At 64.9% G+C, this 21,998-nt stretch carries 18 protein-coding genes; 8 read left to right on the forward strand and 10 right to left on the reverse strand.

Annotated elements, in window-relative coordinates:
* Nucleotides 1–79: 79 nt before the first annotated feature.
* Nucleotides 80–2,008: a hypothetical protein gene (locus ASG57_RS05905; protein ID WP_057195866.1), complete on the forward strand. Its 1,929-nt coding sequence runs from the start codon at nt 80–82 to the stop codon at nt 2,006–2,008.
* Nucleotides 2,009–2,018: 10 nt separating this feature from the next.
* Nucleotides 2,019–3,626 (forward strand): PEP/pyruvate-binding domain-containing protein, encoded by a 1,608-nt coding sequence (locus tag ASG57_RS05910; protein WP_057195867.1) that lies wholly within the window; start codon nt 2,019–2,021, stop codon nt 3,624–3,626.
* Nucleotides 3,627–3,722: 96 nt separating this feature from the next.
* Here ASG57_RS05910 and ASG57_RS05915 read toward each other — a convergent pair whose 3' ends face one another.
* Nucleotides 3,723–4,562 (reverse strand): RMD1 family protein, encoded by an 840-nt coding sequence (locus tag ASG57_RS05915; protein ID WP_024341505.1) that lies wholly within the window; start codon nt 4,560–4,562, stop codon nt 3,723–3,725.
* 319 nt (nt 4,563–4,881) lie between these two features.
* Here ASG57_RS05915 and ASG57_RS05920 point away from each other — a divergent pair, with 319 nt between their 5' ends.
* A complete protein-coding gene (locus ASG57_RS05920; protein WP_057195868.1) occupies nt 4,882–5,457 on the forward strand; it encodes a glycosyltransferase family protein in 576 nt (191 codons plus the stop codon).
* 65 nt (nt 5,458–5,522) lie between these two features.
* On the forward strand, nt 5,523–6,476 hold the full coding sequence (locus tag ASG57_RS05925; RefSeq protein WP_057195869.1) for a bifunctional helix-turn-helix transcriptional regulator/GNAT family N-acetyltransferase: 954 nt from the start codon (nt 5,523–5,525) through the stop codon (nt 6,474–6,476).
* 203 nt (nt 6,477–6,679) lie between these two features.
* On the opposite strand, the gene moaB is transcribed toward ASG57_RS05925, so the two are convergent.
* Together moaB and ypfJ are read right to left on the reverse strand one after the other, a co-directional pair.
* On the reverse strand, nt 6,680–7,243 hold the full coding sequence (moaB, locus tag ASG57_RS05930) for a molybdenum cofactor biosynthesis protein B (protein WP_024341502.1): 564 nt from the start codon (nt 7,241–7,243) through the stop codon (nt 6,680–6,682).
* Nucleotides 7,244–7,315: 72 nt separating this feature from the next.
* Nucleotides 7,316–8,257 carry a KPN_02809 family neutral zinc metallopeptidase gene (gene ypfJ / locus ASG57_RS05935; protein WP_024341501.1) on the reverse strand — a complete coding sequence of 314 codons (942 nt, stop codon included), beginning with the start codon at nt 8,255–8,257 and terminating at the stop codon, nt 7,316–7,318.
* Nucleotides 8,258–8,675: 418 nt separating this feature from the next.
* Here ypfJ and ASG57_RS05940 point away from each other — a divergent pair, with 418 nt between their 5' ends.
* Nucleotides 8,676–9,806 (forward strand): site-specific DNA-methyltransferase, encoded by a 1,131-nt coding sequence (locus tag ASG57_RS05940; protein ID WP_057195870.1) that lies wholly within the window; start codon nt 8,676–8,678, stop codon nt 9,804–9,806.
* 319 nt (nt 9,807–10,125) lie between these two features.
* Nucleotides 10,126–10,806: a glutathione S-transferase family protein gene (locus ASG57_RS05945; protein ID WP_024341499.1), complete on the forward strand. Its 681-nt coding sequence runs from the start codon at nt 10,126–10,128 to the stop codon at nt 10,804–10,806.
* A gap of 58 nt (nt 10,807–10,864) precedes the next feature.
* Here ASG57_RS05945 and ASG57_RS05950 read toward each other — a convergent pair whose 3' ends face one another.
* The 4 genes from ASG57_RS05950 to ASG57_RS05965 form a co-directional block, all read right to left on the reverse strand.
* Complete coding sequence (locus tag ASG57_RS05950) at nt 10,865–12,874, reverse strand: methyl-accepting chemotaxis protein (RefSeq protein WP_057195871.1); 2,010 nt, start codon at nt 12,872–12,874, stop codon at nt 10,865–10,867.
* Between the two features lie 267 nt (nt 12,875–13,141).
* Nucleotides 13,142–15,688 (reverse strand): HWE histidine kinase domain-containing protein, encoded by a 2,547-nt coding sequence (locus tag ASG57_RS05955; RefSeq protein WP_057195872.1) that lies wholly within the window; start codon nt 15,686–15,688, stop codon nt 13,142–13,144.
* Nucleotides 15,685–16,452, reverse strand: a complete 768-nt coding sequence (locus tag ASG57_RS05960; RefSeq protein ID WP_230646597.1) for a biliverdin-producing heme oxygenase — start codon at nt 16,450–16,452, stop codon at nt 15,685–15,687. Before ASG57_RS05960 ends, ASG57_RS05955 begins: the two co-directional genes overlap by 4 nt.
* Before the next feature lie 145 nt (nt 16,453–16,597).
* On the reverse strand, nt 16,598–17,041 hold the full coding sequence (locus tag ASG57_RS05965; RefSeq protein WP_024341495.1) for a nuclear transport factor 2 family protein: 444 nt from the start codon (nt 17,039–17,041) through the stop codon (nt 16,598–16,600).
* Between the two features lie 91 nt (nt 17,042–17,132).
* Here ASG57_RS05965 and ASG57_RS05970 point away from each other — a divergent pair, with 91 nt between their 5' ends.
* Nucleotides 17,133–18,050: a LysR family transcriptional regulator gene (locus tag ASG57_RS05970; protein ID WP_057195874.1), complete on the forward strand. Its 918-nt coding sequence runs from the start codon at nt 17,133–17,135 to the stop codon at nt 18,048–18,050.
* A gap of 102 nt (nt 18,051–18,152) precedes the next feature.
* Here the strand turns inward: ASG57_RS05970 and ASG57_RS05975 are convergent, their stop codons facing one another.
* The gene (locus ASG57_RS05975) at nt 18,153–18,773 is read right to left on the reverse strand and encodes a glutathione S-transferase family protein (protein ID WP_057195954.1); all 621 of its coding nucleotides are present in this window, start codon (nt 18,771–18,773) and stop codon (nt 18,153–18,155) included.
* A gap of 128 nt (nt 18,774–18,901) precedes the next feature.
* Here ASG57_RS05975 and ASG57_RS05980 point away from each other — a divergent pair, with 128 nt between their 5' ends.
* Entirely contained in the window at nt 18,902–20,182 is a 1,281-nt protein-coding gene (locus tag ASG57_RS05980; RefSeq protein ID WP_024341492.1) for a flavin-dependent oxidoreductase, read from the forward strand.
* A gap of 194 nt (nt 20,183–20,376) precedes the next feature.
* Here ASG57_RS05980 and ASG57_RS05985 read toward each other — a convergent pair whose 3' ends face one another.
* Together ASG57_RS05985 and mutY are read right to left on the reverse strand one after the other, a co-directional pair.
* Nucleotides 20,377–20,799 carry a PaaI family thioesterase gene (locus tag ASG57_RS05985; protein WP_024341491.1) on the reverse strand — a complete coding sequence of 141 codons (423 nt, stop codon included), beginning with the start codon at nt 20,797–20,799 and terminating at the stop codon, nt 20,377–20,379.
* 52 nt (nt 20,800–20,851) lie between these two features.
* Nucleotides 20,852–21,970 carry an A/G-specific adenine glycosylase gene (mutY, locus tag ASG57_RS05990; protein WP_057195875.1) on the reverse strand — a complete coding sequence of 373 codons (1,119 nt, stop codon included), beginning with the start codon at nt 21,968–21,970 and terminating at the stop codon, nt 20,852–20,854.
* Between the last annotated feature and the right edge of the window lie 28 nt (nt 21,971–21,998).

Below are 21,998 nucleotides of genomic sequence, written 5' to 3' on the forward strand. Positions count from 1 at the left end.
TTTATGAATGATCTGCCGCAATGCTGTCCCCGCGTCTTCGCGGCAAAGAGACGGCATCAATCCTGGTTGCGGACAGATCATGAAAACCCACATCATCGAAGAGCTCGGACAAGGCGGCATCCTGCTGCCCGCGCTGGTGGCGGAAGGGCTGGCCGCCAACGACCGCATCAAGGTGCGGATGAGCGCGTTGCAGGCGGCGGCCCTGCATGCGCAGGAGCCCGGCCGGCCTGCGAATGACCTTGGTGTCGAAAGTCAGACTGCAGGCATCGCTCCCGCGGCCATCGCGGCGCTGATCGGCGGCGCCCATCTGATCGGACAAGGCCGGCTCGCGGCTCCCGATCTTGCGAAGATGATGCAGGAGATTGCGGACGATGCCGCGGCCATGATCCGCGCCGTCAGCGCCGGCGCGGCAAGCGAAGGCGAGAGGGCACAGGCGCGGCTCGAGGCGATCCGCGCAGCCGGTCTGCTCCATGCGAGCGGCGAGATCGAGCTCTCGCGCATCGCACGCCTGACCGGCGTCGGCGACGCAGGCGGTGACAGCCTGCATCGTCTCGTGATGGATCTGCACAAGCAGCTCAACAGGCTTGCCGCAAGCTGCTCGGAAGAAGCGCTCGACGGCGCCCATGTCTTCGGCCTGCACAGCGAGGACCGGCCGGCGGTCGCAGCTTTCATGAAGGGCCTGAACGCGACGCGAGGTCTCAAGTTCGATCATCCCGGTCTCGACACCATGGCTACACGCGCCGGCGGCCGGCTGCTCATCCAGAACGATATCGGCACCACGGACGCCCACGTCGTCGTGATCGCGGTGAAGAAGAACGCGGTCACCGTCACCTACACCGATGTGCATCTGGCGCGGGCGAAGTTCTTCATCTCGCTGTTCGACGCATTCGAGGCGACGTGGAGCGGGCTCGATCGTCACACCGCAGCGGGCCTTGGCGACGACAATTCCTTCTATCTCGTCACCGGGCAGTATCAGCCGGACCACGCTGCCGATCGCAACGAATTCCTCGCGGCGCTGGGTGCCGCACTGGTCTTTCTGATCGACTGGAACAAGGCGCGCAAGCTGCTCAGGACCTGGGTTGCCAAGGACGACGCGGCACGCATCCTGGAATGGGCGGCGCGTCAGCGGATCGGCCATCGCGGCTTTCTTGAACTCGGCGGCAACGATCTGCTGGGATCTGCCGTCCGAAACGCCGCCCCCACGCGGATCGGCTTCGGCGAGCGGCTCGATCAGGCGCTCGGCCGCACCGCCGCAATCGATTTTCTGAAGGCATCGTTGCGAGCCTCAACCGAGGCATTGCTTGCGGGCCGATCGGTCAGGACGGTGCGCGACCAGATCGAAGCCGATCTGATGCGGCACCTGGATCGCGTCGACGGCGCACTGCTGGCGGCGGTGCTGCGTCAGATCGGCCTCGCCCATGATCTCGTCGCCGCCATCTCACGTCACATTGCCGCGCTGCAAGCCGGTCAGCCCGCCGACGGCAAGCTGCTGACGCAACGCTGCGGCATGATCGAGCAGAAGGCGGACAGAATCGCGATCGAGAGTCGCAACGAAGTCGATCGCCTCAATGCCCGCCCGCTGATCGGCCAATTGATCGATCGCGTCGAGGAGGCTGTCGACGAGCTGGAGCAGGCCGCATTCATCGCGTCGCTGATGCCGGAAACGACTGATCCGGCCCTGCTGGCATCGCTGGTCGAGCTTTGCGCAGTGGCCGCGACCGCAACCGACGTGGCCGCGAGCGGCGTCGCCGCTGCGATCGACGTGCCGGAAGGTCGGCGCGCCGATTCCGAAGACGCGCTCTCCGCTGTGACCCGCCTCATCGACGCCGAACACGCCGCCGACAGCCGCGAACGCGCGACGACCGCACTGGTCTTCTGCGGCGGCTTCGACGTCGCGACCTCGCTGTCGGTGATCGAGCTCGCCCGCGCCGTCGAGCGCGCCACCGATCGCTTCGCCGCGTTTGGCCACCTGCTCCGCCGTCACATCATGATCGATCTCGCAGCTTGAGGGGACCACCATGCATATCGTGCGCATCGGCGCTGACGCCGCCGAATTGCGGCCTGCCGAAGAGATCGGCGCCAAGGCCGCCAATCTGGCCCGCATGGCAGCGCTCGGCCTGCCAGTGCCGCCTGCCTTCGTGCTCCCGGTCAAGCTCTGCGCCGAGATCATCGCCGGCCAGGCGCATGCCACGCGGCACCTGCGCGATGGCTTGAAGGAGGGAATATCGTTCCTGGAGAGCGCCACCGGAAAGCGTTTCGGAGACCGCCGACGGCCGCTCCTGGTGTCGGTGCGCTCGGGAGCGGCGCGATCCATGCCGGGCATGCTCGACACCGTTCTCAATGTCGGCTGCACGGTCGACGCCGTGCACGGCCTGATCCGGGCGACCGGCCGGCCGCGGCTCGCCTGGGATTGCCGGCGCCGCTTCCTGGAGAGCTTTGGCGAGACAGTGCTCGAGCTCGACCAGGCCAGCTTTGCCGCATGCATCTCGGAGCTCGTCGCAGCCGAACACGTCGACAGCGACCGCGAGCTCGACAGCGAAGCGCTCGAGCGGCTCGCCAGCCGCGAGCAGGCGCTGGTCGAGGATCGCGCCGATGGCCTGCTGGATGATGCGTTCACGCAATTGGAGGCCGCAGCTCAGGCAGTCTATCGCTCCTGGATGAGCGAGCGTGCGCTGACTTATCGAAGCCTCCAGCATCTCGAAGCGCTCGAGGGCACCGCGGTGACCGTGCAGGCGATGGTGTTCGGCAACGGCGGTCTTGCCTCCGGCGCGGGCGTGGCCTTCTCCCGCGATCCGTCGACCGGCGCGCCGCGCCCGATGATCGACCTCGTGCTCGATGCGCAGGGCGAAGACGTCGTTTCCGGGAGACGCGCGCCTGATGCTGCCGAGGCGATCAAGCGCGAGCTGCCGAAGCTCGAATCGGAGCTTGGCGACATCCTGAGGCGACTCGAGCACGCATTCGTCGATGTCCAGGACGTCGAGTTCACCGTCGAGAACGGCAGGCTCTGGATCCTCCAGACCCGGGCGGCCAAGCGCACGCCACGGGCCGCCGTCAGGATCGCGATCGACCTCGTGCATGAAGGCTTGATCTCGAAGGCGGAGGCATTGCAGCGGATTGCTGGGATCGACCTCGCCTCGCTCACAGAAACCAGATTGGTTGCTCCGGGCAGGCCCGCGACGACCGGCATCGGCGCCTCGGGCGGCATCGGCACCGGGCGTGCGGCGTTCTCGTCGGAATGCGCCCAGCGCCTTTCGGCGGGGGGCGAGCCGGTCATCCTGCTGCGTCCCGACACCAGCACTGCCGATGTCGCAGGCTTCGCGCTTGCTGCCGGCATCGTCACATCGGTCGGTGCACGTACCTCGCATGCGGCCCTGGTGGCGCGACAAATGGGCAAGCCCTGCGTGGTCGGCTGCCGTGATCTGAAGATCGATCCCATCGCGAAGCGGGCCCAGCTCGGCAATCTCTCACTTGCCGAAGGCGAGTGGATCACGATCGAAGGCGACGCCGGAGAGCTCTATCTCGGACGCTGCGAGACGATCCGGACACGGCCCGAGGCCGCGCTTGCCGAGATTGCGGCGTGGCAGGCGCAAGCCGGCCAGCATGACAGGCGCGCCGCCACGCCTTGAGGCGCGATGAGATTCTGATGAATCCTCGTCGCGCTTTAGGTTCTTGTTCACGCATGATCCTTCCGGAAAACCGCTTCGCACTTTTCCGGATCATGCCTAGTGACCGCGGCCGGTCAGGAGCTGAAAAGTCCCCATCGCGACCTCGATCAGGATCAGCACCACGACGGCGATCTCCAGGCGGAGCGAGCGCTGGGTGTCGATGATGTCGGTCAGCGCGTTGGCGGTCTCCGACACCGCGGAGAGCTTGCGCTCGAGCGTGTCGAGGCGCTCCTTCAATTCATACTCGTCCTCCAGACGCGAATAGAGCCGGTCGAGCTCGGGCTTCTCCCAGAGCACGTCGGGCTTCTCGGCGATGGCGACGCGGCCGGCGACGCGCTGCTGCACCAGCAGCGCGTTGCCGATCAATTGCAGGATGCCCTTGCGCCGTTGCGGCGTGCGGCCATGCTCGGCGAGCTCCCGTGCAAACGGCTCGATCACGTCGAAGACCGCGGCGACGCGCCGCTCGTCGCGCGCCAGCGACGTGCTCTTGGCGAGCGCATCCGCAACCAGCAGCAGCCGGTCGTCGGAGAATTTGGCAAGGCAGATCGGCCCTCCCGGCTGGATCGCCTCTGCGGCTTCGTCGTTGCAGAGCTGCGCCTGCGCGATCTCCTCCTCGTACGGGCTGAGCTCTCCGGTCACGCGCGGCTTCAGATTGTCGATAAGGACCTTCTCCTCGGACGGAAGCAGCCCAATCAGCACGACGACGCCGTAGCGAAAGATCACGGCAAGACCGCCATGGACGCGAAAGGCAGCCGGCGTCGAGGACACGAGCGTGCCGATTTCCAGGCCCGACGCATTGATGCGGTCGCCCAGCATCAGCGCCCGGATCCGCAAGGTCGGCGCGGCCTCCTTCGGCGACGTCGGCGCCGTGCCTGCGGCAAGCTGATCGGCGTTCATGTGAGATCTCCCCGGAGCATCAAGATCAAGCATTTTCCATTCGACAAACCTGGCAGGACGCTCCCTGAGAGACGCCAGTTGCCGGCGCCGCGAACTGTCGCCATGGGACTCCGGGTTAATTGCGCCTGGATGAGCTTGTGCCGAAACATTTGGCAATAATACCAGCCCCGGCGTGACATATTCGGGTGCGATGAAGGCTGCAGTTTACCATCGCACGCCCAAACACCGCCGGAAAGTTGCACTCGGCAACGGTAGGGGTTTATGACAACTTTATGGATTGCTACGCTTCTCCCGAAGTGCAGACACTGAAGCCTCAATCATGCTGAGCGTCATCATTCCGACCGACGGTGTCGAGCAGACGGCGGTAGCAACCCTGGCCGCGCTGGTCCCCGGCGCGGCTGCGGGTGTCATCCGCGAGGTCCTTCTGGTCGACGGTGCGCGCAACGGCGTCATCGAGCGCGTTGCCGACGTCGCCGGCTGCCGCTTCATCGGCTACGAGGGGTCCTCCCAAGGCGCTGCGCTCGCTGCCGGCGCGCTCCAGGCCCGATCGCCGTGGCTGATGTTCCTGCCGGCCGGCGCCGTGCTGGAAACCGGCTGGATCGAAGAAACCACCCAATTCATCCAGGCCGTCGCCACGAGCGGCCGGGATCGGGCGGCAGTGTTCCGCTATGCCCGTTCCCCGTACGCTGATACCGCAATGCGCGACATTCTCTGGGGCGTACTGCGCAAGCTGGTCGGTCCGCTCGGCGATCAGGGGCTTTTGATCGCGCGTGACCATTACGACCGCATCGGCGGCTATCCGCCCCACGCCCGCCATTCCGAGGCACGGCTGCTCCGGCGGCTCGGCCGGTCGTCCCGGACCATGCTGCGCAGCCGGATCGTCATGACCGGCTGAATCACCAGATACTTGCCGTAGTCAAATAATTGCTTGACAATGGCAATCATCATCGAGGTGATCCCATGACATCCCAGCTATCAGATCCGGCGGCCGAACAGGTCGCAAACGCGCAGATCGCAGCCGTCCGCGCCTTCAACCGCTTCTATACCCGCAAGCTCGGCGTGCTCGACCAGCACCTCGGCAAGAGTCCCTTTTCGCTCAGCGAGGCGCGCGTGCTCTACGAACTGGCGCAGCGCGAAGAGCTTGCAGCAAAGGAGATCGGAAACGAGCTTGGTCTCGACCCCGGCTATCTCAGCCGCATCGTTCAGGGCTTCGACGAGAAGGGACTGATTTCGCGGAAACCGCTCGCCACGGATCGCAGGCAATACCAGCTCAGCCTTACCGCCAAGGGCCGCCAGGCCTTTGCCAAGCTGAACCTCAACTCGCAGAACGAGGTCGCAGCAATGCTGGCTCGGGTCTCGCCCGGCGATGCGACGCGGCTCACGCAGGCCATGGCAACCATCGAGGACGTGCTGGAGCAACGTCAAAGCAGGCCCGCGGCTTTCATGCTGCGCAGCCACCGCGTCGGCGACATGGGCTGGGTCATCTCCCGGCAGGCGATCGCCTACGCGGAGGACTACAACTGGGACATCAGCTACGAGGCACTGGTTGCCGAGATCTGCGCGCAGTTCATCAAGAACTACGATGCCGCGCGCGAGCATTGCTGGATCGCGGAAGCGGGCGGCGAGCCGATCGGCTCGATCTTCCTGGTCAAGGCCACCGACGAGACCGCCAAGCTGCGCCTGTTGCAGGTGGAGAAGAAAGCACGGGGACTCGGCGTCGGTCGCGCGCTGGTCGAGCAATGCATCCAGGGCGCCCGCGAGCGGGGCTACAACAAGATGACGCTGTGGACGCAAAGCGTCCTGGTTGCCGCACGGGGCATCTATCAGAGCGCGGGGTTCAAGCTCGTCGCCTCCGAACCGCACCATAGTTTTGGGCAAGACTTGATCGGGGAGACCTGGGAAATGGACCTGTGACCCGCACCGGGCGTCTATGGCAGCGAGCGAGATGAGCATTGATGTGCCCTCGCCCCTTGCGGGAGAGGGCAGCGGCGCCGGAAGATACAAAGCTCGCTTGGGAGAGGGGTATGTCCCCGCGAACGTCGGTGCGCGCGTGGAGACCCGGTCATCCGGCGCCTCGCGCCACCTTTCCCGCTAGGGGAGAAGGAAGAAGTCCGCATTTACACCGTCGCGCCTTGCGCCTTCGGCCGGCGCAAATGCTCGTCCAGCCGCGGCATGATCTCCACGAAATTGCAGGGCCGCGTGCGGTAATCGAGCTGGGCTGCGAGGATGCCGTCCCAACCATCGCGGCAGGCGCCCGGCGAGCCAGGCAGACAGAAGATGTAGGTTGCGCCCGCGACGCCCGCGGTGGCGCGGCTCTGGATCGTCGACGTCCCGATCTTGGCATGACTCAGCATGTGGAACGCGATCGAGAAACCATCCATGCGCTTCTCGAACAGCGGCTCGATCGCCTCCGGCGTGACGTCGCGTCCGGTAAAACCGGTGCCGCCGGTGGTGATGACGACGTCGATTCCGCCATCGGCAATCCAGCGGCGGATCACGGCCCGGATCGCCTCGACGTCGTCCGTGACGATCTCGCGCGCGGCGAGATGATGGCCGGCCGCGGTGAGGCGGTCGACCAGCGTCTGGCCGGACTTGTCGTCGGCGAGCGCGCGCGTGTCGGATACGGTGAGCACCGCGATGTTGAGCGGGATGAACTGTTTTGTCGCGTCGATGGAAGCCATGATACGTCTCTCGTGTCCCGGACTAGGTTCGGCGCATCAGCCTCGCGCAGCGTCCGGGGAATGAGGCCTGGTCTACAACGCTCCCGGGCCGAACGTGTTGCAGGCCTGGACCGTGCCCTGCTGGTAGCCGGTCATGAACCATTGCTTGCGTTGCGCCGCCGAGCCGTGGGTGAAGGAATCCGGCACGACGCGGCCCGTCGCCTGGCGCTGCAGCGTATCATCGCCGATCGCGCTCGCCGTGGTCAGCGCGGCCTCGATGTCGCCGGGCTCCAGGAAGTTCGGACGTTTCTTCGCCTCGCGGTTGACCCAGACGCCGGACAGGCAGTCGGCCTGCAATTCGACCTTCACCTGGAGCGCGTTGGCCTCGGCCTTCGAGCCGACCTGCTGTTGCAGCCGCGTTACGCGCGGAATGATGCCGAGCAGGTTCTGGATGTGATGGCCGACTTCATGCGCGATGATGTAGGCGGTGGTGAAATTGCACGCCGACTTGCCGGAGCAGCCGCGAAAGCGCGTCTCGACTTCGCGGAAGAAGGCCGTGTCGAGGAAGATGGTCCGGTCGGGCGGACAGTAGAACGGCCCCATTGCCGACTGTGCCATGCCGCAGCGGCCGCCATTGGTGGCGTTGCGGAACAGCACGATCTTCGGACCGGTGTAGGACTGTCCGTTGGCCTTGAAGATCTCGCTCCAGCGATCGTCGAGTTCGCCGAGGATTCCGGAGATCATGCTGCCCATCTCGTCGGTCGGCGCGCCGCGCTTGCCCGAGGACGCCTGACGATCGGTCTGATAGCTCGGCGCATGGCCGCCGCCGGTCAGAATCTCGGCGCCGCCGATCAGGATCCGCGGATCGATACCGAAGGCGTAACCGACCAGGCCGAGGATGATGATGGTGCCGATGCCGAGCCCGCCGCCGCCCATCGGCAGGCCGAAGCCGCCTCCTCCGCCGCCGCCAAAGCCGCCACCTTCGTCGCGACGATCCTCGATGTCGTCGCTGCGGCGGAAGTCATCGTAGCGCATGGCGGCCTTTCCTCTGGGGTCCCTGATTCAATTTCGACGGCGCACAGCAACGCGAAAGCTCAACGCGCCACACAGGTAAAATTTCCGTTGCTTTTATCAATATCGTGGCCGGCAAAAATTGCCTAGTGCGGCAGCCTGCCGATGCCAGCAATTTTTTTCCGAGCGCCGAGCAAGTTTTTCCGAGAGAATTTTGCAGCCTTTTTGCAGCCACGATTGCGTTCGCGAGCCGAGCAAGCGCGAAATACACTGTAAAACACGGCAGACGCGTACGACGATGCGCGGACGAACGGCGATGCGAGGGCTGCTCACGAAAGCGGCGGATTAAGCCGATTTTTACTTTGCCGCTTCAATGTAACGGCCAGTCGGTTGTTTGGTCCCGCGTCGCCGACAGCGTCGCCTGAGTCAGAGTTCTTGAGTCATGGTAGAGTCGCGTCGCGGGGCGTCTGCAAGGGCGCCCCGCACAAATTTTGAGTCCCCGTCGCATCGAATCATCCTCGGTGATTGCGTCGCCGAGATGTCGAAGCTTCAGGCAGGTAGCGTCGATCTGGTGTTCGCAGATCCGCCCTACAATCTCCAGCTCAAGGGCGATCTCAAGCGCCCCGACGAATCCCATGTCGATGCCGTCAATGACGACTGGGACAAGTTCGATTCGTTTGCCGCCTATGACGATTTCACCCGGGCCTGGCTGCTGGCCGCCCGCCGCGCGATGAAGCCGTCGGCGACGATCTGGGTGATCGGCTCCTATCACAACATCTTTCGCGTCGGCGCGATCATGCAGGACCTCGGCTTCTGGCTCCTGAACGACATCGTCTGGCGCAAGACCAACCCGATGCCGAACTTCCGCGGCCGCCGCTTCACCAACGCGCACGAGACCATGATCTGGGCCGCGCGTGACGAGAAGGCAAAAGGCTACACGTTCAACTACGAGGCGCTGAAGGCGGCCAACGAGGACGTCCAGGCGCGGTCCGACTGGCTGATCCCGCTCTGCACCGGCGAGGAGCGACTCAAGGGCGCCGACGGCAAGAAAGTGCATCCGACGCAGAAGCCGGAAGGCCTGCTCGCGCGCGTGCTGCTGTCCTCGTCCAAGCCCGGCGATCTCGTCATCGATCCCTTCAACGGTACCGGCACCACCGGCGCCGTCGCAAAGCGCCTCGGCCGCTCCTATATCGGCTTCGAGCGCGACAAGACCTATGCGAAGGCTGCGGAAGCGCGCATCGCCAAGGTCGAGCCGCTACCGGAAGAGAGCCTTGCCCCGTTCATGACCGCGCGCGAAGCACCGCGGGTGGCGTTCTCGGAGCTGATCGAGCGCGGCATGATCATGCCCGGCACGAAGCTGTTCGACGCCAAGAAGAAGCTGGGCGCGCTGGTGCGCGCCGACGGCGCCATCATGCTGGGCGACAAGGTCGGCTCGATCCACCGCATCGGCGCCGTGGCGCAAGGCGCACAAGCCTGCAACGGCTGGACCTTCTGGCACGTCGAGACCAAGAAGGGCCTCAGGCTGATCGACGAGCTGCGCGCCGAGATCCGCGCGGGTATGGGCGCGGAATAACTCCCCTCCCCTGACATTCCGGGGCGCGCGCAAGGCGCGCGAGCCCGGACTCCATCAAGCCACGGCCCATGCCGTTCGCGCCAAGAGGCATGCCCCGGAATGACGGCGCGGGCCGAATGCCGCCACCGGGAGGAGGCCGTAGGCGGCGACGGTCATTACGGCGCCGATCGGCCTTTGTTACGCCGCCCGGTCTGCGCCACGCGCAGGTACCGCCCGGCAAAGTCGCCGGTTGCTCTTTCAGACCAGCTTCAGGCAAGAGAGTTCGCCTGGCCGCAATGACGCTGCGTTTGCGCGGCAATAGACACTGGGGAGATGCCCGATGCTCAAGTTCTATTTCAACGGATCGCCGAATCCGACCAAGGTCGCGCTGTTTCTGGAAGAAGCGGGACTTCCGTACCAACCGGTCAAGGTCGATACCCGCAAGGGCGAGCAGTTCGCGCCGGACTATCTGAAGATCAATCCGAACGGGAAGGTGCCGGCCATCGACGACAACGGCACCATCGTGTTCGATTCCAACGCCATCCTGCTCTATCTCGCCGAGAAGACCGGCAAATTCCTGCCCTCGAACCGCGCCGAATTGCTGTCATGGCTGATGTTCGTGGCCACCGGCGTGGGGCCGTATTCGGGCCAAGCCGTGCACTTCAAGCACTTCGCGCCGAAGGACCAGAACCACGACTACGCGCATAACCGCTATCAGTACGAGACCGATCGCCATTACAAGATTCTCGACGATCATCTCAAGGGCCGCCGCTACATGGTCGGTGAGGACTATTCGATCGTCGACATGGCGCTGTGGGGCTGGGCGCGGATGGTGCCGTTCAAGCTCGGCGACGACGCGTTCGCGCGCTACCCCAACGTGAAGCGGCTGGTCGACGAGATCTCGGCGCGCCCGGCGGCAGCGCGTGCGGTCGCGCTGAAGGACAAGTTCACCTTCAAGGCCGAGATGGACGATGAGGCGCGCGCCAACATGTTCAAGCACTTGACAACAAAGGTCGCCTGATCGCGCCACTTCGTTGTTCGAGGCCACGCGCATGCGCGTGGCCTCTTGCGTTTGAGACTCAGGCGGCGTGGACCGAGTTCAGGAACTTGGCCACTTCCTGCTTCAGCCGGTTGCTGTCGGCCGAGAGCGAACGCGCTGCCGACAACACCTGCGATGAGGCCGATCCGGTTTCCGAAGCGCCGCGCTGCACGTCGCCGATGTTGGACGATACCCTCTGCGTGCCGTCGGCCGCCTGCTGGACGTTGCGTGAGATCTCCTGCGTCGCAGCACCCTGCTGCTCCACGGCGGCTGCGACCGCGGACGAAATCTCCGATAGCCGCTCGATGGTGACGCTGATCTCCCTGATCGAGCCGACCGATTCCTCGGTCGCGGCCTGGATGCCGGAGATCTGCTGCGCGATCTCGCCGGTCGCCTTCGCCGTCTGCTCGGCGAGCGCCTTGACCTCGGAGGCGACCACCGCAAAGCCGCGGCCGGCCTCGCCCGCACGCGCGGCCTCGATCGTAGCGTTCAGCGCCAGCAAGTTGGTCTGGCCGGCAATGGTGCTGATCAGCTCAACCACGTCACCGATCCGCGCGGCGGCCTTCGAGAGCGCGCCGACGCGCTCGTTGGTCCGGCTCGCCTGACCGACGGCCTCGGTGGCGATGCGGGCGGACTCCTGCACCTGGCGCGCAATCTCGGAGACCGATGAGGACAGCTCCTCGGTCGCCGAGGCGACCGCCTGCACATTGGCGGAAGCCTCCTGCGACGCGCTGGCAACCTCCGTCGAGAGGTCCTGAGCGCGCGCGGCAGTCGTGGTCAAAGTGCCTGCGGAGGCCTCCAGCTCGCTCGAGGCCGATGACACCGTGTTGACGATCTCGCCGACCGCCTGCTCGAACTGATCGGCAAGTCTGGCCATATCCTTCTTGCGGTTCTCGGCCTGGCCCGCCTCGAGCTCGGCCTGCTCGGCGCGCATGCGTTCGGTGTCGATCATGTTGTCCTTGAACACCTGAATCGCCTTGGCCATGTCGCCGATTTCGTCGGCCCTGCCGCGGCCGGGAATCTCGACTTCGAGATTGCCGCCGGCAAGCCGTCCCATCGCTTGCGTCATCGAGGTCAGGGGACCGACGATGCTGCGGGCGATCAGGAAGGCGACGATGCCGCCGAACAGGATTGCGAGGCCACCGGCGATCTCCTGAACGGTGGTCGTGCCGGCGATCACGGCGTCGGCGTTCGTCCGCGATTCCTGGTAGTCTTTCTTTAGCGTCGTCTCCGCAACCTTGAGTTTGCCGATGCTGTCCGCGATGAGAGGCGCGAGGCTCTTGTGGTAGATCTCGTCGGCCTGAAGCATCGCTGCGGACGTGGCTTCGAAGGCCGATTTGTAGATTCCGAGCGAGGTCTTCACCGGCGCCAGCGCAGCTCGCAGCTCCACCGCCTGCGGGCTCTTTTCAAGTGCCGCGAGCCGTTGCGCTGCCCTGTCGACGCTCGCCCTGAAGGTCGCTGGGCCCTTGGTATCGCGGAGCGCCAGAAAACGCCAGTTCGCGATCCTCACGAGCAGGATTCTCGATTCGAGATCGGCAACGAGGGCCGCCGTATCTTCATCCACGGCGGCGCGCGCCACGTCGACGAGCTTGCCGGTCTTGGCGGCCAGCTCCTCCCCACTCGGCAGCAGCCTCGCCTTGCCCGTTCTGGTCTCGTTGACGGCGTCGCCGAGATTGTCACGCAGGCGTCTCATTTTGGCGATGTCGTCGATGAGGCCGTTGTAGAGCGCTCGCCGTTCCTCCGAGAGCGCCCCCTTCGCGCTGACCCGCAACAGCTCGGTCGCCGCGGTTTCCCGCTCTTGCGCCTCTTTCATCGCGGGCTCACTGGCATCGTAGACGTAGCGCAGGTTGGCCCGCTGGATCGCCTGCAAATGGGCTGATATTTCCAGCACTCTCGCCGTGCTGTCCGAGAGCGCGGATTGTCTTGCGACCTGATCCTGCACGCCCTGCAAATTCCAGACGGCAACAACTGCCATCACCAGACCGACCACCACCAGGGCCATGAAGCCTGCGTACAGGCGTCCCCTGATCCGCAAACGCAATTTCGGCATTCCCACTGTCCATCCAGATGCATTTCACTTCGGGGGCCGAACGACTCCGGCAATCGTCACCGGCCCCCGGCAGCCGTGTGTCGCATCTCTGCGGTCCACGCTGCACCGCAACACAATGGGGGACACTCCTTAATTGAACCTTCAAATAATTCGCGCGAGTTGGATCAACGCGCACCGACATTGCTGATTTTGTCGGCAGCTATGCAAAGTTCGCGTGCCAATGCGCAGCCGCATGCAGGGGACTGCATACGTCGACCAGACGACAAATTATTGGGCGTTCGCCTGCTGCAGTTTGCCGAGCGCGTTCTCCACCACTTCCAGCGTGTAGGGCTTCTGAACCACCGGCGCCGACGCCAGCTGCTCCGGAATCGGCGCGCGCTCGCCGTACCCTGTCGCGAAGATGAAGGGCACCCCGATCTCCTTCAGCTTATGAGCCACCTTGATGCTGCTCTCGCTGCCGAGGTTGAGATCGAGCAGGGCAAAGCTCGGTCGCGAGCGTTCGATCGACCGCAGTGCCTGGTCGACGCTTGCGGCGGTGTCGACATGGCGGGCCCCGAGATCGAGCAGGATGACCTCAGCCGCCATCGCGATGATCAGATTGTCCTCGACGATCAGCGCGGTGTCGGAAATCCTGGGCCGGGCGGATTGCTGTTCCTCGACGCGCATGGCGGCTCCTGCGATGGACGGTACCAATTCGACGAAGTTTGGCGGGATGACGAACTTTGCCTGCACGCCCAGGAGATCGAAGCGGATTTCGGCATCGCCCTTGAGATCGAACGGCACCGATCGCTCGATGATCGTGGTCCCGAAGCCGCGTCGCGACGGCGGCTGCACCGGCGGACCGCCGCTCTCCTTCCACTCGATGACGAGGCTCGAGGACGGATCGAGGCGCCAGACCACCTCGACGCTTCCGGTGGAATCGGCAAGCGCGCCATATTTGGCGGAATTGGTCATCATCTCGTGCACGACAAGCGCCAGCGTTGCAAAGGCCTTGGGATCGAGCGCAACGTCCGGGCCGCCCATCTTCACCCGTTCCGCGCGGGCGCCGAGATAGGCGCCGGCCTCGGACTCGACCAGGGTGCGGAGCGCGACCGGGGCCCAGTTCAGGTTTGTGATCTGGTCGTGGGCGCGCGCCAGCGCTTGGATGCGGCCGCCGAGCACGCTGGCGAATTCTTCCACGCTGGTTGCCGTATCCTTGCTCTGCGCCACCAGCGCGCGGACGAGGCTCAGAATGTTGCGGACGCGATGGTTGAGCTCCGCGATCATCAGTTCCTGGCGCTCCTGCGCCCCGCGGCGCTCGCGCGCGGCGAGGTCGGACAGTTGCAGGATCACTTCCAGGAGGGTGACGCGCAGGCTCTCGGCGATGCGGATGTCGGCGGCCGACCACGGCTTCGACTGCCCCGCCACCGTCTCCTGCCAGAGCTCGAAGCTCTTGCGCGGCGTCAGTCGCGGCCCGTTCGGCCCCTCATCATAAACTTTATTGGGATCGCCGGCCCATTTGACCGACCGCGTCACCTCTCGCCGGAAGAAGATCAGGCAGTCCCGCGGCGTGCGCGAGATCGGGATGGCGAGAAAGCCCGCCGCGCGGTCCCGGAAGGCCTGCCCGGCGGCATAGACCTTGGCGATCTCGGCGGTGGCGAAGATCCGCCCGGGCGAAGTCCGGTTGACGAAGGCGACGAGGTCCTTCACCTCGTCCTCGGTCGGCGTCTCGCCTTGGAGCGCGATATTGTTGTCCGACCAGACAGCCACGCCGTCGCTATCGACCATCCTGCGATAGTCGCCGAGGAAATCGACGATCGCGCGCCGGCTGTGCTCGTGCGAGGCCGCGATCTCGATCAACCGCTCCTGAACCTGGTGAGCGCGGGCTTCATAAGCGACGTCGCTCTCGCGCTCGCGCCCCTCCACAATCCACGAGAACATCTGTCCGAACAGCTCGGAGGCGGTGCGTTTGTCGAACGAAATATAACGCGGCGAATAATGATGGCAGGCAAACAGACCCCACAGCTTGCCGTCGCGCAGGATCGACACCGACATCGAAGCGGCAACACCCATGTTGCGCAGATATTCGATATGGATTGGCGACACCGAGCGCAGCACGCTCATCGAAAGGTCGAGCAGCCCCGCGTTGTGCGTGGCCGTCGACATCAGCGTCGCTGGCCCGGCATTGATATCGGCGATGATGCGCAACCAGTTGCGCTGGTAGAGCGCCCGTGCCTGCCTCGGAATATCGGATGCGGGATAGCGCAGGCCGAGGAAGGATTCGAGCCCGGCCTCCGCGGTCTCGGCGATCACCTCGCCCGAGCCGTCGGGATGGAACTGATAAACCATGACCCGGTCGAAACCGGTCAGCACCTTGAGCTGGCGAGCCGCCTCCCGCGCAAGATCCGTCATGCCGCGCGTCTTGCGGATTCGCTCGAGCATCAAGCGAACGAGCTCGCCGGAATTGACGCCGGTCTCGTGGACGCTCGGCTCCGCTTCGATGATCAGGTAGACACCGGAGAAATGAATCGAGAGATCGTAAAGCGGCTTGCCGGCCTGGAGCTCGATTCCGAACAGTCGTTCGGTGGCATCCGGCCCGCTCAAATGGTCGACGCGGCCGCGAATGTTTTCGACGGCAGCTTCGGAGATGACGGTCGATAACGGCCGCTGGATCAGGCCCGCGACGTCGCCTCCAAGAAAGCTGCCGACGTTCTCCGAGGCCATGCAGATCGTGAAATCCGAGAGCACAGCCAAAAGGAAGCCGAAGGGCTGCACGCTGCCAGGAATGTGGATCGGCTCGCGATCGCAATTGGTGAGATTGACCGCTTCGTTCATGCCCGCTCCGCCGCCCGCTCGAATGCGGCGAAGGCAGTGCGCGCCGCCACGATCACCTCGTCCCCGTCGCGAGGCTCTTCAGTTGCGAGCTTCGTCAGAAAGCTCTGCCATAGCCGTTTGCCGGCGCCGTGACCGAGATACCCGGTCGCCCCGCTCAGGCGCGGATCAGCCGCGTCTGTGACCGACTTCAGCAGGAATTTCGCACCGAGCCGGGAGCCCTCCAGCACATACATGGTGCCCAGCACACCGCTACGTGTCAGCGGCGGAACAGGCACCGTTCGGGGCACGCTGCTGCCAAGGCACCAAAGATCGGCAACGATCGCGGCGCTGCGCGACCGTTCGAGCCAGTCCGGAAAGATCCGCTCGACTCCGGCCGCAACGAGCGCGGCCTCGAGCGGAAGCAGCGCGGCGGCGCTGGCTTGAAGAAAGAGGCGATAGCCCGCAGGGCTCGTGAGATCGAACCCGGAAAGCTGCGCGTCGAGGTCGCGGTGCGCAGCCGACGTTGCTTCCCTCAGTCGTTCGCGGAGTCCGGAGAAGCTGTGGCCCACCTGCGTTGAAACGTTCGAAGCCCCAGCCAGCATGAATTTCCCGAAGACGCAGATTGCCGCGGGCGACGCGCGCCCGGAGACAAAAAAACGCCGGCGGAACGCAAAGGTTCCGCCGGTGCTCGCCTGCGAACAGGCCAGAGATCCCGGGTCCGGCGCTCTATTTCCGTCGAACGCTTTTTGAGTTCGTACTCCATCTCCGATCGCGAGACCCCGCAATCCTGAAGCTCCCGTTCGGTCATCACCGCGAGCTGACGGTGGACCCGGAACCGCTCCCGGCGCGCCTCCACAAGATTCACCAGCGTCCGCCAGGCCCGCACCAACGCCGCAGGCCAGTCGGTGGACGCAGCCTCTTCCAATCCGGTCAGCGCGCGGCCCCCATGGACGATTGCGGGAACGGACCGAGCGCCTGCTCCGTCAGGATCGAGTCGCAGTACTCGCGGATCTCCTTGATCCTGCCGTCCTCGAGGCGAAACACCAGGCAGTAGTCATTGTCGTAGCGCACGCCCTCGGGCGTGACGTTGTCGCCCTTGGCTTCCACCACGACGATATCGCCATCGGCGATGAAGCGGTGAGCCACGGTGCGGGTTCGGTCGCGCAGGCGCGTGCGCACATATCCGTGCAGATCCTTGAGGATGGCCTCCTTGCCCGAGAAGGTGCGCGACCAGGAATATTGCCCGGTCACGATCCACTTAGCGTCCTCGGCAAGACTGGCGGTGAACAGGGCCCGGTCGCGCGCGGCCGGATCGGGATCGGCGGCGGCGGCAAAGATATCCTGCATCAGCTTCTTGTTGGCGGCAGCATTCATGGCGGCATCTCCGTGTGGTGACATCGCAAAGAACATCGCTGCTCGACCGGCATTCTTCAAATCGATAGAAGATATGATATGTATTCACTTCATGAATTTGAATTCGCTTGACCTGAATCTGCTGACCGCGCTCGACGCATTGTTGCGCGAGGCCAATGTCAGCCGCGCGGCGTTACGGCTCGGACTGTCGCAGCCGGCAGCGAGCCACGCGCTCCAGCGCCTGCGCGACATTTTTGGCGATCCGCTCTTGGTGCGCACCGGCGCGCGCATGGAGCTGACTCCACGGGGGTTGGCGCTGCGCGTGCCGCTGGCCCAGACGCTCGACCAGGTGCGCGGACTGTTCGTGCCTGATGAATTCGACGCCGCGCGCAGCGAGCGGCACTTCCGCCTGATGATGCCCGATCTCGCCGTCGAGCTGTTGATGCCGCCCTTGATGGCGAAGGTGACCCGCGCTGCACCCAACGTCCGCATCGACGTGGTGCCGTGGCGGGGACCCGCGATTTTTCATGCCGAGTTTGCCCGCACCATCGATCTCGTGATCTCGATCGGCAACGCCTTCAAGGGCTTTCACCGCCAATTGCTCTATACCGACAGCGACGCGCTGGCCGTGCGGCGCGGCCATCCCGTCGCCGGCAAGCTGAAACAGCGGGAGGCGTTCTTGGCCGCGCGCCATGTCGGCGTCATCATCCGCGGCAATAGTGAGGACCTGATCGACACATGGCTGCGAGCCAAGAATGTCGAGCGACACATCGCGCTGGTGGTGTCAGGCTATCTCGAAGCGTTGCACGTCGCCGCTCGCACCGATCTTGTTGCCTTCGTGCCACGCCGGCTGATCGCCGCGCTGTCGAAGCAACTCGGCCTTACGACGGTGACGCCGCCGCTCGACCCAGGGATCGACGAGCAGTTCATGTTCTACCCGACGCGGGCGCAGATGGACCCGGGCTCGATCTGGCTGCGGCGACTGATGCTGGAGACGGGACGAGAGCTGGGCAAGCAAAGGGCTTCGTAAAGAGGGGCTTGCCAAACTCGATGGTCCTCCCGAACGCGATCGAGGAGTCCGCGCAGGTGACCCGGGCATGCCCTGGACACAGCGGAGCATGTAACCGCTTCTCTACGCCTTCTGCGCCGCCATCACCTTGCTCACCGCTGGCCGATCCGACATGCGCTTGAAATGATCGGCGATCTTCGGCGTCGCATTGATGTCGACGCTGTCGCCTTCGAGCCAGTTGGACAGCGTGTAGAGATAGGGATCGCAGACCGTGAACTGATCGCCCATCACCCAGGGCCCTTTGAACATCTTCTGCTCGATGAGGTTGAAGCATGCTGCCATGGTCTTCGGGACCATCTCCTTCATGTCGGCGAACGAGCTCTCCTGCGTCGCCCAGCGCGCGCCGCGCATCTTGTGGGCGTGATTGATGTGGACGGTCGAGCAAAGGTAGGAGTTGAACGACTGCACCTCGGCAAAATCGAAGGGGTCGTCGAGCGGCGCGAGCTTCGCCTTGGGGAACATTTGCGCGATGTAGGCCAGCATCGCCGGCGTCTCGGTCAGGACGCCGCGATCGGTCACCAGGGCCGGGACGCGACCTTTCGGGTTGATGGCGAGATAGTCCGGACTGTTCTGCTGGTTGTCCTTGAAGCTCAGCCGCTCGGCCGTGTAGTCGGCGCCGGCCTCTTCCAGCGAGATGTAGGTGGCGAGCGCGCAGGTGCCGGTGGCGTAGTAGAGCTTGAGCATGTCGGACCTCATGGGAAAGCTGGAAATTATCCGCTGTCGGCCCCGACGTCCATAGCACTGCATGCTCTTCGCAGTTGCCCACCACCATCCGGCTGTGCCAAGACGCCCGCAATTGGAGGGGTTTGGTCATGACGGTACTCATCGCCGGTGGCGGCATCGGCGGGCTGACGCTTGCGCTTAGCCTGCATCAAATCGGCATTCCCGTGAAAGTGTTCGAGAGTGTCGCGGAATTGAAGCCGCTTGGCGTCGGCATAAACGTGCTGCCGCATGCGGTGCGCGAGCTGATCGAGCTCGGTCTGATGGACAAGCTCGACGCCAACGGTGTGCGGACCAGCGAGCTCGCCTATTTCTCCAAGCACGGCAAGCCGATCTGGCGCGAGCCGCGCGGGCTGGAGGCCGGCTACAAATGGCCGCAATTCTCGATCCATCGCGGCATCCTCCAGCAGATCCTGCTCGACACGGCGGTCGAACGGCTCGGCCGGGAGAACATCCTCACCAGCCACCATCTGACCGGCTGGACCGAGACGGCGGGTGGTGTGCGCGCCGAATTTGTGGACAAGGCGACGGGCAAGGCTGCAGGAATTTACGACGGCGCGATCCTGATCGCCGCCGACGGGATCCATTCCGCCGTGCGCGAAAAGCTCTATCCGGGCGAAGGCCCGCCGATCTGGAACGGCCGCATCCTGTGGCGCGGCGTGACGCCGGCGAAAGCCTTCCTCAGCGGCCGCACCATGATCATGGCGGGACACGAGATCCTGAAATTCGTCTGCTATCCGATCAGCAAGTCGCCGGATGCCGCTGGCAATTATCAGATCAACTGGGTCGCCGAGCGACATATGCCCCCGACCTATCAGTGGCGGCGCGAGGACTACAACCGCACAGCGCGGCTGGAAGAGTTCTTGCCCTGGTTCGAAGGCTGGACGTTCGACTGGCTCGACGTGCCCGGCCTGATCAGGAACTGCCCGCGCGCCTATGAATATCCCCTGGTCGACCGCGATCCGGTGTCGCAATGGACGTTCGGCCGCGTCACGCTGATGGGCGACGCCGCACATCCGATGTATCCGATCGGTTCGAACGGCGCCTCGCAGGCGATCCTCGATGCCCGCGTCATCACCCGCGAGATTCTCGCGCATGGACCGACGCAAGCCGCGCTGCTCGCCTACGAGGCCGAGCGGCGGCCCGCGACCACCGATCTCGTGCTGCTCAACCGCAAGAACGGCCCCGAGCAGGTGATGCAGCTCGTCGAGGAGCGCGCGCCCGACGGCTTTGCAGTCGTCACCGACGTGCTGTCGCAACAGGAGCTGGAAGACATCGCCGCCAACTACAAGCGCGTCGCGGGTTTCCAGGTGGAAGCGCTGAATGCAAAGCCGCCGATCGTGAGCAAGGATACGAAGCGGGTGGTGGCCTAAGACTTCGTGCGAAGCGAGTTGCGCATGGATGCGCTCTCGCCCCTTGTGGGAGAGGGCAGCTCCACTGGGGACGCAAGCTCACTTGGACGAGGGGAATGTCTCCGCTCGTTCGGCTGCATGTGTGAGTGCGGGCAGAACCCCTCATCCGGCGCTTCGCGCCACCTTAGGGAGAAGGGAAAGCGGCCGCGAGCCAGTTACTTTCCCACCACCCTCGCCGCTTCCAGCAGCCGCTCGCTCGCACTGGCCGTCGCCAGCACGGTGCCGTCTTCGGCCATCAGCTTGCCTTCGACGAAGGCGATGGTCTTGCCGAGCTGCGTCACCTTGGCTTCGCCAACGATCGGACCGGGCTTTGCCGGGCTGAGAAAGTTCACGGTCATGCTGATGGTGGTGGTGTAGAGACGGCCCTCGCTCAGCACGAGCACCGCCGGGCCCATGGTGTCGTCAAGCATGGCCGAGAGCATGCCGCCCTGAATGAATCCGGCTGGGTTGCAGAACTGCGGCTTGCCCTCGAAGCCGAGCTTGATCCAGCCCTCCTGCGGGCGGGCGTCGAGCAACCGCCAGCCCAGCAGCTCGGCGCAGGGCGGTCTTGGAAAATTGTCGAGCGCGGTCTTGACCATTGGCAGCCTCCATACCCTGCGCTGATAGCGCAGCCCTGCTGCCAGCGTTCTGTCAGGACGATGGGTCTCGGGAAAGCTCGAGCCCGTGCGCGATGACCTTGCGCATGACGTTCGGCAGCGCCTCACCGGCCAGGGTCGCGATTGGCACCCAGCGCATGCCCGCCGGCGCACGGGCGCGCGCCTCCGCCTTCGCGGTGTAGACCACCAGTTCCAGCGGGAAATGCGTGAAGACGTGGGTGACCACACCCACCTTGCGCTGCCAGCGCGACAGCCCCTTCAGCTCGGGCGCCTGCAGCTTCGCCGCCGCGTCGTCCTGGCCGGCGATCCAGTCCGAGCCGGGCACTTCGGTCATGCCGCCGAGCAGGCCCTTTTCGGGCCTTGAACGGACGAGCAGCTCGTTGCCACGCGTGACGACGAAAGCGGCGCCGCGACGCAACGCTCCGCTCTTCTTCGGCGCCTTGCGTGGGAAAGTTTCCTGGGTGCCTTGCGCACGCGCCGTGCAGTCCTCGTTGAGCGGACACAGCGAGCAGGCCGGCTTCTTCGGCGTGCAGATCGAGGCACCCAAATCCATCAACGCCTGCGCGCTGTCGCCGGCGCGACTGTCCGCCAGCAGCGTTGCCGCCAATCGCTGGATAAGCGGTTTGGCCTGCGGCAGTTCTTCCTCGACTGCAAAGAGCCGCGACACCACCCGTTCGATATTGCCGTCGACCGGCATGGTGCGGCGGTCGAACGCAATCGCCGCAATCGCAGCCGCCGTATACGGCCCGATCCCCGGCAGCGCGCGCAGAGCTTCCTCGGTGTCGGGAAAGCTGCCGCCGTGCTCGCGCGTCACGGACACCGCGCAGGCATGGAGATTGCGGGCACGCGAGTAATAGCCGAGCCCGGCCCACATCCGCAGCACGTCATCGAGTGATGCCCGGCCAAGCGCCGTGACGTCCGGCCAGCGCGCGACGAATTTTTCGAAATAGGGTCCGACCGCCTTCACCGTGGTTTGCTGGAGCATGATCTCCGAGAGCCAGACACGGTATGGGTCCGAGGTCTCCCCCGGCGCGGCGCGCCAGGGCAGCCGGCGCCGATGGCGATCGTACCATTGCAGGAGCGCGACCGGACGAGCCGAACGTTTCGATGGGACGGGTTCCGATTTCGCCTTGCGGGCCGATTTGAGATGCATGCTCGCACTGTAGCGATGTAGGGACGAC

The sequence above is a fragment of the Bradyrhizobium sp. Leaf396 genome (assembly GCF_001424605.1).
Classification (GTDB): domain Bacteria; phylum Pseudomonadota; class Alphaproteobacteria; order Rhizobiales; family Xanthobacteraceae; genus Bradyrhizobium; species Bradyrhizobium japonicum_C.